This is a genomic window from Micromonospora sp. NPDC050200, assembly GCF_040656135.1.
Taxonomy (GTDB): Bacteria; Actinomycetota; Actinomycetes; order Mycobacteriales; family Micromonosporaceae; genus Micromonospora.
In genome coordinates this window covers 1-13,295 of record NZ_JBFALG010000014.1, presented here as the reverse complement: position 1 = coordinate 13,295, position 13,295 = coordinate 1, and the positions used below count along the sequence as shown (strand labels likewise).

The window sequence follows — 13,295 nt, the reverse complement described above, 5'->3', positions numbered from 1 at the left end:
TCGGTCAGACCCGGGCGGTGTCCCGGCGGAACAGCAGGGACGCGGCGTAGCCGAACAGCGCCGTCCAGCCGACGATGTTGCCCAGCTCCGCGAGCCCCACCCCGGTGTTGGTCAGCGGGGCGCGGGCCAGCTGGCCGACCCCGTAGACCGGGGTGAAGCGGGCGACCTGCTGGAGCACGTGCGGCAGCACGTCGAGCGGGACGAACAGACCGCCGAGCATGGCCAGCACCGCCAGGACCGGGCCCAGGTACTGCATGACGTTCTCGGCCGGGGCCAGGTAGCCGACGAAGAGCCCGAGGGCGGCGAAGACCAGCGAGCCGAGCCAGGCGGCCAGGCCGGCGAGCAGCCAGACGCGCACCGGCAGGCGCACCCCGGCGGCCGCGCCGACGCCGAACTCGACGACGACCGCGGCCAGGCCGAGCACCATCGCGGTGACGACCTTGGTCGCCACGTACGCCGCCGGCCGTAGCGGGGTGAGCCGCAGCTGCCGGGTCCAGCCGAGCGCCCGTTCGGTGGCGACCGCTGCGCCGGCGCTGGTGGTGGCGACCATCGCGGCGTACACCGCGAGACTGATCATGATCCAGGCGGTCACCGGTCTCCCGTTGGGCAACTCCTGCCCGCGCTGCGGCAGGCCGTAGAGGAGGAAGAAGACCGCCGGCATGATCAGGGTGAAGCCCAGCGTGCGGCGGTTGCGCAACAGCCGGCGGATCTCGATGGCGAGCACCGCCGGGGAGAAGCCGCCGAGGGCGGGCAGGCGGCGGGCCGGGCGGTCGGCGGCGACCGGGGCAGACGAGGTCAGCGTCATCTCAGGCTCCGGTGGTGTCGGCGGTGGTCAGGGCGAGGAAGGCGTCTTCGAGGTTGCGGGAGGTGATCTCGACGTCCCGGGCGGCGGTGCGGGTCAGCAGGTGCCGCGCGACCGCGTCCGAGCCGTCGCAGCGGACGAGCACGCCGTCACCGCGTACCTCGACGGCCAGGACGCCCGGCAGGGCGGCGAGGGCGGCCTGGTCGGCGCCGGGCAGGGTGGCCCGGACCAGCCGCCCGGCGGCCAGGTTCTTGATCTCGGCGGTGCTGCCGTCGGCGACCACCCGCCCCTGCCGGACCAGCACGATCCGGGCCGCGTACGCGTCGGCCTCGTCCAGGTAGTGGGTGGCGAAGACGACGGTCCGGCCGGCGCGGGCGTCGGCCCGGATGGACTGCCAGAAGTCCCGCCGCCCCTCGACGTCCATCCCGGTGGTGGGCTCGTCGAGGATCATCAGGTCCGGGTCGGGCAGCAACGCCAGGGCGAAGCGCAGCCGCTGCTGCTCGCCGCCCGAGCATTTGCCGACCAGGCGGTCCGCGACGCCGGTGAGCCCGGCCCGGGCCAGCACCTCCGCCACCGGCCGGGTACGGCCGTGGAATTGCGCGGTCATCCGTACCGTCTCGGCGACGGTGAGGTCCTTGAGCAGGCCGCCGGTCTGCATGACGGCGGTGACCCGGCCGTGCCGGACGGCGTCGCCCGGGTCGCCGCCGAAGAGCCGGACGGTGCCGGCGTCCGGGCGGGCCAGGCCGAGCAGCATGTCGATCGTGGTGGTCTTGCCGGCGCCGTTGGGGCCGAGGAAGGCGACCACCTCGCCGGGGGCGATGCGCAGGTCGAGCCCGTCCACGGCGGTCACCGGTCCGAAGGTCTTGCGGAGGCCGGCCAGCTCGACGGCCGGTTGGGTACTGGTCATGACACCGATCCTGAGGTCCGCCGGAGCGCCGTCCCCGGCCCCCGCGTCACGACCCCGCCATGACAAATGTCAGGCCCCGGCGGCTCCGGTGGGGTTCCGGTGGCGTCCGGTGGGTATGCCGCCGGGTCTGCGCACACCGGCAGCCGGGGAGGTACGCCCATGAGCACCGCGCCGACCGGACGGGTCGACACGATCATGCTGATTCACGGCCTGTGGATGACGCCACGCAGTTGGGAACACTGGGCGCGGCGCTACCGGGCCCTCGGGTTCCGGGTGCTCACTCCCGCCTGGCCGGGGATGGAGGCGGAGGTGGAGACGCTGCGCGCCGATCCCGCCCCGATCGCCGGGTTGACCCTGGGCCGGATCATCGACCACTACGCGGCGCTCGTCCGGGAACTACCGAACCCGCCGCTGATCATGGGGCACTCCTTCGGCGGGCTGATCTCCCAGGTGCTGCTCGACCGGGGGCTCGGCGGGGCCGTGGTGGCGATCGCCCCCGCGTCGGTCAAGGGGGTGTTCCGGCTGCCGGTGAGCACCCTGCGGTCGGCGTACCCGGTGCTGCGCAACCCCGCCAACCGGCACAAGGCCGTACCGATCACCGCCGACGAGTTCCGGTACGCCTTCGGCAACACCATCTCCCGCGAGGAGTCCGACCGGGCCTGGCAGCGGTACGCGGTGCCGGCGGCCGGGCACGTGCTCTTCGAGGGGGCGTTCGCCAACCTGGACGCCCGCTCGCCGGCGACGGTGGACAACGGGCGCGACGACCGGGCGCCGCTGCTGCTGATCGCCGGCGGCAACGACCACGTGTCGCCGCCGCAGTTGGTCAGGTCGAACGCCACGTTGTACCGGAGGTCCCGGGCGATCACCGACTACCAGGAGTTCCCCGAACGGTCGCACTTCACCGTCGGCGAGCCGGGCTGGGAGGCGGTGGCCGACCGCGCGCTGGACTGGGCGGTGGAGATGGCCACCACCCGCTCGCCGGCGATCGTCGGCGACGCGCCCCGCTGGTGAGTCAGTACCGACGAACCGGGTCGGCGCGTTGAGCACCCTCGGCGGGGTCAATCCTGGCCGGGCTCGCCGGTCTGCTCCCACATCGACTTCATCTCGTCGAACGCCTGCTCCATGATCTGGACCATGGCGGCGCGGGCGCGGTCGCCGTCGTGCCGCTGGATCGCCTGCGCCACGTCCGCGTGCAGCTGGAGGGCCTGCTCGTCCGGGTAGCGCGGCATGAGGTGGTAGTGGTGGCGGCCGCTGAGCACCTCCGCCACGAGCTCCTGCAGCTTGACGAACATCTCGTTGCCGGAGGCGAGCAGCACCCGCCGGTGGAACTCGATGTCGAGGCGGAGGAAGCGCTCCTCGTCCCCGGCCTTGCCGGCGGCCCACAGCTTCGCCGCCAGCCCGACCAGATCGCTCGCCTCGTCGTGGTCGACCCGGGCGGCGGCCAGCCAGGCGGCGTGCGGTTCGACGGCGGTCCGCAGTTCGGTGATCGAGCGCATCTGCGCCATACGGCCGGCCGAGGCGAGCCGCCAGCGGATCACCTGCGGATCGAAGACGTTCCAGTGTTCCGCCGGGCGGATCATCACCCCGACCCGGCGGCGGGTCTCGATGAATCCCATGGCGGCGAGCACCCGCAGGACCTCGCGGACCACCGAGCGGGACACGCCGTACCGGTCGACGAGGTCGTCGATGTTGAGGACGGAGCCGGGCGTCACCTGGCCGCCGCAGATGGCGGTGCCGAGGTGGTCGAGAACTTGTGCGTGCAGCCCGGCCTCGGCAGGGGCGTGCTGGGACCGGTCCACACGTTGGAGCATATCAGTTGGAGATCAACTCTTGAATAAATCCGCTTTATTGGCCTAGCATCCGGTCGTTAAGCAGATGTTACGACCACGTGGCGCTCTTCCCCCCGGGCGGCGGCCACGACAGAAGGAGAGATGGACGTGCGGCGTCGATCGATAATCGGAACTTCTCTGGCCGTGGTTGCCGCCATGGGCCTGAGCGCGTGCGGCGGCGGCGGTGAGGACAGCGGCGCCTCCAAGACGGTCCGCGTCACGCTGGCCAACCACGTGTGGACGGAGAACATCAAGAAGGCCCTGCCCGAGTTCGAGAAGCAGACCGGCCTGACGGTCAAGATCACCCAGCTCGGTGAGGACCAGCTCTCCGACCAGTACAACGTCAAGCTGAACGCGGGCTCCGGCGACATCGACGTGATGATGTACCGCCCCCTGCAGGAGGGGAAGCTGTTCGCCAAGAACAAGTACCTCGCCGACCTGTCCGACGAGGTCAAGTCCAACCAGGACTGGGACTTCGGCGACTTCCAGGCCGGCCCGGTGGAGGCCACCTCGTACGAGGGCAAGCCGGTCGGAGTTCCGATCATCACCGAGCAGGAGGTCCTCTACTACCGCAAGGACCTGCTGGCCAAGGCCGGTCTGAGCGCCCCGCCGAAGACGCTCGACGAGCTCAAGGCGGCGGCTGCCAAGATCAAGGCGGCCGACCCGGCCGTCGCCGGTTTCGTCGCCCGTACCGGCAAGTCGCCGGCGGTCACCCAGTTCTCCAGCTTCCTCTACAGCTTCGGCGGCGACTTCGTCGACAGCAGCGGCAAGGCCGCCGTCAACAGTGAGCAGGCCAAGCAGGCGTACGCCTACTACGGCGGGCTCATCAAGGACCAGGGCCCGGCGAACGTCAGCACCGACATGAGCTGGCCGGAGGCGATGGCCATCTTCACCCAGGGCAAGGCGGCCTTCTACACCGAGGCCAACTCGCTCTACAAGAACGCCACCGACCCGGCCAAGTCGAAGGTCTCCGACACCGTCGGCTTCGCGCCGTTCCCGGCCGGCCCCGCCGGTTCGAAGCCCTACAACATCCCCTCCTGGGCGCTGGGCGTCAACGACGGCTCCAAGAACCAGAGCAACGCCTGGAAGTTCGTCGAGTGGGCGACCGGCAAGGAGCAGACGCTCGCCCAGCAGAAGTCCGGCGTGCCGAGCGCGCGTACCTCGGTCTGGGCCAACCCGGAGGGCACCGCGACCTACCCGAAGGACCTCGTCGAGGCCATCGCGGCCAGCACCAAGGACGGCGTGGGTCACGACCGCCCGCTGGTCAACAAGGTCGCCCAGGCCCGGGAGATCGTCGGCCAGCCGATCGTCGACGCCATCGCCGGCAAGGACGCGGCGGCCGCGGCCGACACCGCCAACGCGGCGTTCCAGAAGTTCCTGGACGACGAGGCCAAGTAAGCCGAGCGCGGGGTGGCGGTGCCGTCCGGCTCCGCCACCCCGACCTCCCGCCCGGCCCGCCCACCCCGGAGATCTCATGGCAGCAGTAACCACCCCCACCAGAACCCGCGCCTCCGCCACGCCGGACACGCCCGGTTGGGCCCGCTGGGCCAACGACCATCGCAAGTGGCTCTTCGCGGCGCCGGCCATGGTGTTCGTCGCCGCGCTGATCGTCTTCCCGCTGGCCTGGACCGGCTATCTCAGCCTGACCGACGCCGAGGGGTCGGTGCGGGCCGAGTCCGAGTTCGTGGGCTTCCAGAACTACGTCGAGGTGCTCTCGGACACCGACCGGTTCTGGCCCGCGGTCGGGCGTACCGCCGCGTTCACCGTCGTCGCCCTGCTGTTCGAGGTCGTCCTCGGCATGGCCGTCGCGCTGCTGCTGTGGCGCCCGTTCCGGGGCCAGAAGTGGGTCCGGGTCGCCATCCTGATGCCGCTGGTCGCCACCCCGGTCGCGGTCGGCATGATGTGGCGGCTCATCTTCGACCCGAACATCGGCCTGGCCAACCAGGCCCTCGGCTGGATCGGCATCGGCCCCCAGCCGTGGCTCGCCGGCCAGCACTCGGCGCTGCCCACCACGATCTTCATCGACGTCTGGCAGTGGACCCCGATGGTCGTGCTGATCCTGCTCGCCGGCCTGACCTCGCTCTCCGACGAGCCCCAGGAGGCGGCACGCATCGACGGCGCCAGCACCTGGCAGCGGTTCCGGCACGTCACCCTGCCGCTGATGATGCCCACCGTGATCGTCGCGATCCTGCTGCGCGGCATCGACGCGCTGAAGACCTTCGACATCCTCTACGCCACCAAGGGCCGCGGCGGTGGTTCGTTCCACGAGGTCGAAACGCTCAACGTGTACGCCTACGGCCTGAGCTTCGACTACAACGAGTACGGCATCTCATCGACGGTCCTCATCATCTTCTTCTTGATCATCATCGGGTCGATGTGGGCCCTGACGTCCCGCAGGAAGGAGGCGCGGCGATGAAGGCCCGCCCCACCTACCGGATCTTCCGCATCGTGGCGCTCGCCGTCGTGGTGATCGCGCTGCTCGCACCGCTGCTCTGGATGATCGCCGCGTCGTTCAAGACCAACGTCGACATCTACGACACGGGCAAGGCGCTCGTCTTCTCGCCCACCGCGGACAACTACGCCAACGTCCTCAAGCAGGCCAACTACGTCCAGTTCATCGGCAACAGCCTGTGGGTGGCCTTCGCGGCCACCGCGTTCTCGCTGCTGCTCGGCGTGCCGGCGGCCTACTCGATGAGCCGCTTCAACATGAGGAAGTCGGCGCTCGTGGTGCTCATGGCGCGGGTCATCCCCGGTGTCTCGCTGCTGGTGCCCTGGTACTACGTCTTCTCCAACCTGCAGATGGTCGGCGGGTTCGGCGTGCTCATCCTCAGCCACATGTTCGTGTCGCTGCCGCTGGTGGTCTACATCATGATGGGCTACTTCGACAGCCTCCCCCTCGAACTCGAGGAGGCGGCGCTCGTGGACGGGTTGACCCACATCGGCGCGTTCCGCAAGATCACCCTGCCGCTGTCGGTACCGGGCGTGGCCACCGCCGGCATCCTGTCCTTCATCTTCTCCTGGAACAACTTCATGTTCGCCCTCGTGCTCTCCGGCGCGGACACCAAGACCCTGCCCGTCGCGATCTTCGACTTCGTCGGCTACGCCAGCATCGACTGGGGCGGCCTGATGGCGGCGGCCACCGTCGTCACCCTGCCGATCATGCTGATCGCCCTGTTCGTGCAGAAGTACGTCGTCTCCGGTCTCACCGCCGGCGCGACGAAGGGCTGAGGACACCATGACGACAATCGCACGCGTCGAGACCTTCCTCGTCGCCCCCCGCTGGCTCTTCGTCCGCGTCGAGACCGAATCCGGGATCGTCGGCTGGGGCGAGGCGACCTGCGAGGGCCGTTCCGAAACCGTCCGGGCCGCCGTCGAGCAGCTCAGTGAACTCCTGATCGGCCGGGAGGCGCTGCGGATCGAGGACCACTGGCAGGTCATGACCAAGGGCTCGTTCTACCGGGGCGGCCCGATCCTGGCCAGCGCGGTGGCCGGCCTCGACCAGGCGCTCTGGGACATCGCCGGCAAGCGGTACGGGGCGCCGGTGCACCAACTGCTCGGCGGGCCCGTCCGCGACCGGATCCGCGTCTACGGCTGGGTCGGCGGCGACGAACCGAGCGAGGTCCGCGACCACATCGCCGCCCAGGTGGCGGCGGGCCTGACCGCTGTCAAGATGAACGCCTCCGGGCGGATGAGCCCGATCGCGTCGGTCGCCGAACTGGACGGGGTGGTGCAGCGGGTGGCCGCCGCCCGCGAGGTGCTCGGCGACCACCGCGACGTCGCCGTCGACTTCCACGGCCGGTTCACCCTCGCCAACGCCCGCCGCGTCGCCCCGCTGCTCGAGCCGTACCGGCCGCTGTTCCTCGAGGAGCCGGTCGTGCCGGAGAACTCCCACCTCATCGGCGACTTCGTCCGGTCCACCACCACGCCGGTGTCCACGGGCGAGCGGCTCTACAGCCGGCAGGAGTTCCTGCCCGTCTTCCAGGCCGGCATCGCGGTCGCCCAACCGGACCTCTCGCACGCCGGCGGCATCACCGAGGTACGCAGGATCGCCGCGCTCGCCGAGGTCTACGACGTGCAGCTCGCCCCGCACTGCCCGCTCGGGCCGATCGCCCTCGCGGCCTGCCTGCAGGTCGGCTTCGCCACGCCCAACTACCTGATCCAGGAACAGAGCATCGGCATCCACTACAACCTCGGCGCCGAGGTGCTCGACTACTGCCTGGACAAGACGCCGCTGACCTTCGTCGACGGGCACGTCGAGCGGCTCACCGCACCGGGGCTGGGCATCGAGATCGATGAGCAGGCGGTACGCGCGGCCGACAAGCGCGGCCACGCCTGGCGCAGCCCCAGGTGGCGGCACCCCGACGGCTCCTACGCGGAATGGTGACCATGACCCTCGACCTGACCACCGAACTCGCCGCGGCCCGCGTCCTGGCGATCATCCGCGGCACCGACACCGCCGCCGCGGTCGCCACCGGCACCGCGCTGCTGGAAGAGGGCGTACGCATCGTCGAGGTGGCCCTCACGACGCCCGGCGCACTGCACGCCATCGAGGCCATCCGCTCGGTCGCGCCCGCCGAAGCCCTGGTCGGCGCGGGGACGGTGCTGACCGTCGCCGACGTCGCCGACGTGGTCTCCGCCGGCGCGCAGTTCGTCGTCACCCCGGCCGTCGTCGAGTCCATTCCCGAGGCCGTGCGCCGCGGACTCCCGGTCGCCGCCGGGGCGCTCACCCCGACCGAGGCGTACACGGCCATCCGGATGGGGGCGTCCGTGGTCAAGCTCTTCCCGGCGACCCTCGGCGGCCCGACGTACCTGAAGGCGCTGCGCGACCCGTTCCCGGACATTCCCTTCGTCGCGGTCGGCGGGGTGGGCCTGGCCGAGATGCCCGCCTATCTGGAGGCCGGCGCCATCGCCGTCGGCGTCGGCGGCCCGCTGGTCGGGACCGCCGCCTCCGGTGGCGACGTCGACGCGCTGCGCGACCGGGCGCGGGCCTACCTGGCGGCGGCGACCCGCCCGCCGGCCTCATGACGGCGGTCGACCTGCTCACCTTCGGCGAGTCACTGGTGTCGCTGCGGGCGGCCGGACCATTGGCCACCGGGGGCGCGCTGACCATGCACCTGGCCGGGGCGGAGTCCAACGTCGCGATCGGCCTGGCCCGGCTCGGGCACCGGGCCGCCTGGGTGGGCCGGGTCAGCGACGACGAGCTGGGCGAGTACGTGCTGCGGCAACTGCGCGCCGAGGGCGTCCACGTCGACGGCGTGACCAGGGATCCCGACCGACCCGCCGGTCTGCTGTTCCTGGAACGGCGCACCGCCGACCTGACCCGGGTGCGGTACCACCGGGCCGGCTCGGCCGGGTCGGCCCTGCGCGTCGAGGACCTGCGTCAGCCGATCGCCGAGGGTGCCCGGGTGCTGCACCTGACGGGCATCACCCCGGCGCTGTCCGACAGCGCCCGCGAGGCCACCAGGTGGGCGGCCGAGGCGGCGTCCCGGGCCGGGATGCTCGTCAGCCTCGACGTCAACCACCGGGCCCGGCTCTGGACGCGGGAAGCCGCCCGCGCGGTGCTCGCCCCGCTGGCCGGGTACGCCTCGGTCGTCATCGCCTCCGCCGACGAGCTGGACCTCGTCGGCGAACCGGGGGCGGACGAGTCCACGGCCGTGGCGGGCCTGCTGGCGCGCGGAGTGGAGACCGTACTGGTCAAGGCCGGCGCCGACGGCGCCCGGGCGTACACCCGCAACGGCGTCCGGCACGCGGCGGCGGTGCCGGTGACCGCGGTGGACACCGTCGGCGCCGGCGACGCGTTCAGCGCCGGCTACCTCTCCGGCCACCTCGACGGACTCGACCTGGCCGGCCGGCTGCACCGCGCGGTGACCCTCGGCGCCTTCGCCGTCGCCGGTCACGGCGACTGGGAAGGGCTGCCGCGCCGCGCCGAACTGTCCCTTCTCGACGGTCATGAGACCGGAAGCACCCTTCGCTGAGCACCATCTGAGAAAGGCACCCCGTGAAGATTGTCGCAGCGGACGTCATCGTCTCCAGTCCCGACCGCAACTTCGTCACCCTGAAGATCACCACAGCTGACGGGGTCACCGGCCTGGGCGACGGCACCCTCAACGGGCGGGAGCTGGCGGTCGCCTCGTACCTGCGCGACCACGTCGTCCCGCTGCTGATCGGGCGGGACGCGCACCGCATCGAGGACACCTGGCAGTTCCTCTACCGCTCGGCGTACTGGCGGCGCGGGCCGGTCACCATGGCGGCCATCGCAGCCGTCGACGTCGCACTCTGGGACATCAAGGCGAAGGCCGCCGGTATGCCGCTGTACCAGTTGCTCGGCGGCGCGTCGCGGACCGGCATCATGGCGTACGGCCACGCCTCGGGGCGGGACGTCCCCGAGCTGTTCGACTCCATCCGCAACCACCTGGAACTCGGATACCGGTCGATCCGGGTGCAGACCTCCGTGCCGGGGATCAACGCCGTGTACGGGGTCGCCGCGCAGACCGGCCCCGACGGCAAGCGGTACGACTACGAACCGGCGCAGCGCACCCCGCTGCCGGCCGAGGAGGACTGGGACACCCGCGCCTACCTGCGCCACCTGCCCGGCGTCTTCGAGGCGGTACGCAACGAGTTCGGCCCCGAACTGCCGCTGCTGCACGACGGCCACCACCGGATGACCCCGATCCAGGCCGCCCGGCTCGGCAAGGGCCTCGAACCGTACGACCTGTTCTGGCTGGAGGACTGCACCCCGGCGGAGAACCAGGAGGCGCTGCGGCTGGTCCGCCAGCACACCACCACGCCGCTGGCCATCGGCGAGGTCTTCAACACGGTCTGGGACTACCAGACGCTCATCCGGGAACAGCTCATCGACTACGTGCGGTCCGCCGTCACACACACCGGGGGCATCACGGCCATGCGCAAGCTTCTCGACTTCGCCGCGCAGTACCAGATCAAATCGGGCATCCACGGTCCGACGGACATCTCACCGGTCGGCATGGCGGCCGCGCTCCACCTCGACCTCGCCATCCACAACTTCGGCATCCAGGAGTACATGCAGCACGGGCCGCTGACCAACGAGGTGTTCCGGCAGTCGTTCAACTTCGCCGACGGCTACCTCCACCCTGGGGAGCAGCCGGGTCTCGGCGTGGAACTCGACGAGCAGGCCGCCGCGCGGTTCCCGTACACGCCGGCCTACCTGCCGTTCAACCGGCTCAAGGACGGCACTGTCCATGACTGGTGACGGGCGTCCCACCCACGGCAACCCGCTGCCGACCCGGCACGTCGTCGTGATGGGCGTGTCCGGTGCGGGCAAGACGACCGTGGCCAGGGGGATCAGCGAGCTGACCGGGCTGACGTTCGCCGAGGCGGACGAGTTCCACTCCGAGGCCAACGTGGCGCGGATGCGCTCCGGCGTACCGCTGGACGACGAGGCCCGCTGGCCCTGGCTGCACGACCTCGCCGCCTGGATGGCCGCCCGCCACGCCGAAGGGGTGTCGACGGTGCTGGCCTGTTCCGCGCTGAAGCTGTCCTACCGGGACCTGCTGCGGCAGGGGCCGCCGGACCTGGACTTCGTCCACCTGGACGGGCCGGCCGAGGTGATCCGGGAACGGATGTCCGGGCGCGCCGGGCACTACATGCCGGCGACCCTGCTGGACTCCCAGACGGCGATCCTGGAGCCGCTGCGCCCGGACGAGTCCGGCGTGGTCCTCGACGTCTCGCTGCCCCCGGAGCAGCTCGTCACGGCGGCGGTCGCCCGGCTCGGACTGGGAACCGGCACCGCGGTTGGCGGCAGGTAGGCCGCTGATCGACAGTCACGCCGCCTCCGAGGCCCTCGGAGGCGGCGTGCCGAGAGGTGCGTCGCGGCGCGTCAGCCGTCCAGTCGGCGGACCATGTTCATGATCGTCTCCACCTGCGCGCCACCCTTGATCGGGTAGTTGCTCGCGCCGAGGTAGCCCCACCAGTCCCAGCAGCCGTTCGGGTTGCTGCCGCTGGTGCTCGCCTGCGGGTAGAGCACGATCAGGTTGTTGGTGTCGGCGTACTGGTTGAGGTTGGCCCGGTCCACGAAGGCGGTGCCGACCTTGCCGTACCCCTGGAGACAGCCGTGCAGGGCGACCAGCAGCCGGCACGACTGGCCGGCCGCGCACGACGACGGCACGTAGGCGAAGCCGTTGTCGTCCATGCTCAGGCCGGGCGCCCAGCCGTTGACCGCGTGGGTGCTCTGGCTGAATCGGATGAGCGTGCCGCCGAGCGGGCCCGTGTTCGGGGCGGTCACGGTGCCGAGCAGCTTGCGCAGCAGGGCGTTCTGGGGGTCGGTGCCGCAGTCGTTGAGGAACGGCGACGCGGTCGCGGTGCACCCCAGCGTCCCGTACGGGGTGACCCAGGCGTGACCGGCGGAGGAGGCGCTGTCGTACTGCACGCTGGCGCCGAAGCGCTGGTAGTAGTTGACCAGGTCGTCGGTGACGGACTTCTTCACGGCGTTGTCGTTGTTGCCGTGGAAGACGTACACGGGGTCGCCGGAGAGGTTGCTCACCGGATCGACCCAGCCGTAGGACGCCCAGTTCCGGGTGTACGTCTCCAGGGCGGACACGTTGGTTGGGTAGATGTTGTCGCCGCAGCCGTAGAGCGCCTGGGCGACGTTGTTCTGCGCGCAGTAGTACGGCCCGGCGGCGAAGATCGCCGCGCCCCGGATCCGGGACGAGTAGGCGACGTGCAGCTGGGTGGCCATGTAGCCACCGGAGGAGACGCCGGCGACGTAGACGCCGGAGACGTTGTAGGCGCGCAGCGACCCGGAGACCGGGGTCTTGGTGGACGGGGTGGCGGCCTGGGCGGGAGCCCCGGTGGTCAGGATCAGCAGCAGGACGGCGGCGAGGACGGTGGTGGTGGCTCTCAACGGTGTCTTCATGACGCTCTCCTGTCCGGGAGCGCCGGCGGTGGTGTCGGCGTGCGCAGACGCTAACGTGACATAGAACTCACTGGATATGAGCGGGAGCGACACGTCGGGCGGCGCCGGTGTGTAGCCCCCGCCCACCCGCGCGGCCTCAGGCTACCCAGGGTGCGACGTGGGAGACCGCGGCCGCGTCCCGGACCACCGTCGACGTCGATGACGAACTACTCGCCCAAGGCAGCGAAGATCTTCGGCACCACGACGAAGAAGGCCACCGTCAACGCCGCTCTCCAGGCTGCGATCGACCGGGAGAAGCGCCGGGAGTTCGCCGCCTGACTCAAGAGCGGCGACCTGCCCGGCCTCACGGGCCCCATCGGAGCGGTCGAGACAGGGGTTGTCGGCGTACTGGCACAGGTGCAGAGCCAGGTACGGCTCGACGCAGACCTGCACCGAGTTCAGCCCGCCTCCGGTGATCGGCTGTCTTTACGGCCGTGGGATCGGCCGCGGTCCCGATCGGTAACCCTGCGCAACCGGTGCCCCCCCACTTCGGCAAACCGCTCCGCATCCACTTCTGCCGATGAGCGGGCACTTGACCATGACCCGCACGTCTACCAGCTGCCCGACTTCCCCGGCCGTACGCCGTGGGCCGTCCTGGCGATCGAAAGGCTGCGCGGCCCCTGGCGGCCGCCCTGATCGGCGCGGACGAGCTGGTGCGCCCCGAGGCGATCGTGATCGGCGGCTTCGCCGCGTCGGTCCCTGGACATATCGACGAGGTCACCCGTCAGCTGTCCTTGCTGGCCTGGCCGGGTCAATCCCTCGCGCCGGTACTACCCGCCCGGCTCGGCGACCGGGCCTCCCCGCACGGCGCGATGCTCGCCGCACGGG

The 13,295-nt window shown here is 71.0% G+C and carries 14 protein-coding genes; 10 read left to right on the top strand and 4 right to left on the bottom strand.

What is annotated here, in order from left to right; genetic code table 11:
* Positions 1-4: 4 nt before the first annotated feature.
* Positions 5-805, bottom strand: a complete 801-nt coding sequence (locus AB0I41_RS12055; RefSeq protein ID WP_357105356.1) for an ABC transporter permease — start codon at positions 803-805, stop codon at positions 5-7.
* Position 806: 1 nt separating this feature from the next.
* Positions 807-1,709, bottom strand: a complete 903-nt coding sequence (locus AB0I41_RS12050) for an ABC transporter ATP-binding protein (RefSeq protein ID WP_357105354.1) — start codon at positions 1,707-1,709, stop codon at positions 807-809.
* Between the two features lie 159 nt (positions 1,710-1,868).
* On the opposite strand from AB0I41_RS12050, the gene AB0I41_RS12045 reads away from it, so the two are divergent.
* Positions 1,869-2,720 carry an alpha/beta fold hydrolase gene (locus AB0I41_RS12045; protein WP_357105351.1) on the top strand — a complete coding sequence of 284 codons (852 nt, stop codon included), beginning with the start codon at positions 1,869-1,871 and terminating at the stop codon, positions 2,718-2,720.
* Positions 2,721-2,767: 47 nt separating this feature from the next.
* On the opposite strand, the gene AB0I41_RS12040 is transcribed toward AB0I41_RS12045, so the two are convergent.
* A complete protein-coding gene (locus tag AB0I41_RS12040) occupies positions 2,768-3,508 on the bottom strand; it encodes a FadR/GntR family transcriptional regulator (RefSeq protein WP_357105348.1) in 741 nt (246 codons plus the stop codon).
* Between the two features lie 186 nt (positions 3,509-3,694).
* Here AB0I41_RS12040 and AB0I41_RS12035 point away from each other — a divergent pair, with 186 nt between their 5' ends.
* The 8 genes from AB0I41_RS12035 (at position 3,695) to AB0I41_RS12000 (ending at position 11,322) form a co-directional block, all read left to right on the top strand.
* Complete coding sequence (locus tag AB0I41_RS12035; RefSeq protein ID WP_357105345.1) at positions 3,695-4,936, top strand: sugar ABC transporter substrate-binding protein; 1,242 nt, start codon at positions 3,695-3,697, stop codon at positions 4,934-4,936.
* Positions 4,937-5,012: 76 nt separating this feature from the next.
* The gene (locus AB0I41_RS12030; protein WP_357105342.1) at positions 5,013-5,954 is read left to right on the top strand and encodes a sugar ABC transporter permease; all 942 of its coding nucleotides are present in this window, start codon (positions 5,013-5,015) and stop codon (positions 5,952-5,954) included.
* On the top strand, positions 5,951-6,766 hold the full coding sequence (locus AB0I41_RS12025) for a carbohydrate ABC transporter permease (protein ID WP_357105340.1): 816 nt from the start codon (positions 5,951-5,953) through the stop codon (positions 6,764-6,766). The genes AB0I41_RS12030 and AB0I41_RS12025 overlap by 4 nt, the downstream gene beginning before the upstream one ends.
* Before the next feature lie 7 nt (positions 6,767-6,773).
* Complete coding sequence (dgoD, locus tag AB0I41_RS12020; RefSeq protein WP_357105337.1) at positions 6,774-7,922, top strand: galactonate dehydratase; 1,149 nt, start codon at positions 6,774-6,776, stop codon at positions 7,920-7,922.
* 2 nt (positions 7,923-7,924) lie between these two features.
* Positions 7,925-8,563: a bifunctional 4-hydroxy-2-oxoglutarate aldolase/2-dehydro-3-deoxy-phosphogluconate aldolase gene (locus AB0I41_RS12015; RefSeq protein ID WP_357105334.1), complete on the top strand. Its 639-nt coding sequence runs from the start codon at positions 7,925-7,927 to the stop codon at positions 8,561-8,563.
* Positions 8,560-9,513, top strand: a complete 954-nt coding sequence (locus tag AB0I41_RS12010; protein ID WP_357105331.1) for a sugar kinase — start codon at positions 8,560-8,562, stop codon at positions 9,511-9,513. The genes AB0I41_RS12015 and AB0I41_RS12010 overlap by 4 nt, the downstream gene beginning before the upstream one ends.
* A 23-nt stretch (positions 9,514-9,536) precedes the next feature.
* On the top strand, positions 9,537-10,766 hold the full coding sequence (gene manD / locus AB0I41_RS12005) for a D-mannonate dehydratase ManD (RefSeq protein WP_357105329.1): 1,230 nt from the start codon (positions 9,537-9,539) through the stop codon (positions 10,764-10,766).
* The gene (locus tag AB0I41_RS12000; protein WP_357105326.1) at positions 10,756-11,322 is read left to right on the top strand and encodes a gluconokinase; all 567 of its coding nucleotides are present in this window, start codon (positions 10,756-10,758) and stop codon (positions 11,320-11,322) included. The genes manD and AB0I41_RS12000 overlap by 11 nt, the downstream gene beginning before the upstream one ends.
* A 71-nt stretch (positions 11,323-11,393) precedes the next feature.
* On the opposite strand, the gene AB0I41_RS11995 is transcribed toward AB0I41_RS12000, so the two are convergent.
* Positions 11,394-12,428, bottom strand: coding sequence for a PHB depolymerase family esterase (locus AB0I41_RS11995; protein WP_357105323.1), 1,035 nt, complete (start codon positions 12,426-12,428; stop codon positions 11,394-11,396).
* A gap of 198 nt (positions 12,429-12,626) precedes the next feature.
* Between AB0I41_RS11995 and AB0I41_RS11990 the strand changes: the two genes are divergently transcribed.
* Positions 12,627-12,746, top strand: a complete 120-nt coding sequence (locus AB0I41_RS11990) for a type II toxin-antitoxin system VapB family antitoxin (RefSeq protein ID WP_357105320.1) — start codon at positions 12,627-12,629, stop codon at positions 12,744-12,746.
* Positions 12,747-13,295: the final 549 nt, after the last annotated feature.